3 protein-coding genes are annotated in these 768 nt (G+C 23.8%); all 3 read right to left on the reverse strand.

What is annotated here, in order from left to right; translation table 4 throughout:
* Positions 1 to 93 precede the first annotated feature (93 nt).
* The gene (locus M0D11_RS06240; protein ID WP_174480113.1) at positions 94 to 282 is read right to left on the reverse strand and encodes a hypothetical protein; all 189 of its coding nucleotides are present in this window, start codon (positions 280 to 282) and stop codon (positions 94 to 96) included.
* A 39-nt stretch (positions 283 to 321) separates the two neighbouring features.
* Positions 322 to 480, reverse strand: a complete 159-nt coding sequence (locus M0D11_RS06245; RefSeq protein WP_252321088.1) for a hypothetical protein — start codon at positions 478 to 480, stop codon at positions 322 to 324.
* Positions 481 to 495: 15 nt separating this feature from the next.
* Positions 496 to 768 (reverse strand): hypothetical protein (locus tag M0D11_RS06250; RefSeq protein WP_252321090.1); only part of this gene is annotated, 273 nt, incomplete at its 5' end.

A 768-nucleotide genomic window follows, 5' to 3' on the forward strand; every position in this document is an offset into this window, starting at 1 on the left:
TCTATTTCTTGTGAAGAAGCATTATTTTCAGTTAAAGGTTCAGTTGTTTGTTGAACATTATTTTCATTTTCTAACATTTACATCACCACTTTATTATTTATTTTCTTTATTAATTTTTTCATTTAACTTTGCTAATTTTTTTTGATGTTTAATAATTTTGTTATTTGCTCTAACATGTTTTGGAGTTGTGATAAATCTTTTTAATAAAACAATAATTTCTCTGCAAATTAATGTTCCAACACTTGTTCCAATAATTATTAATTCATGTAAAAATTCTTTCATTTCAAATTTTCCTTTCAACTATTTATTGTTTATTTTTGATTATTCATCAAATTCTCCATTTTTAATTTTTTCTACCATTCTATGGTAACAAAGTACAGATACTATTAATTCATCTATTTTTTTTTGTAAATGTTCTGCCTCTTTATTTGCATCCTTTATTATTTCAGTGTAATATTCAATAATTTTTTCTTTATTCATTACTTTTCACCTCCTTTATAAACTCATGTGATTATAATCTCAATTTAGTGAAGCATTATCATTATTTAATGGTACTTCGCTCATATTATCACTACCATATTGACTGGTTGTTTCACTATTAATTGAAAATCTATTATCATTAATTAATCTTGCAGTTTCATCATTAAATGCTGTTTCTTGCATTTCTTCAATATGATTAGTAGTTTCCATAGGTAGTAAATTATGAATAATTTCAGAAGCACCAGCAACTATTGTTGGCACTGCATAAGCATTATTAAAATCATTATT

It is taken from the genome of Spiroplasma endosymbiont of Lariophagus distinguendus, from assembly GCF_023846195.1.
GTDB lineage: Bacteria > Bacillota_I > Bacilli_A > Mycoplasmatales > VBWQ01 > Spiroplasma_E.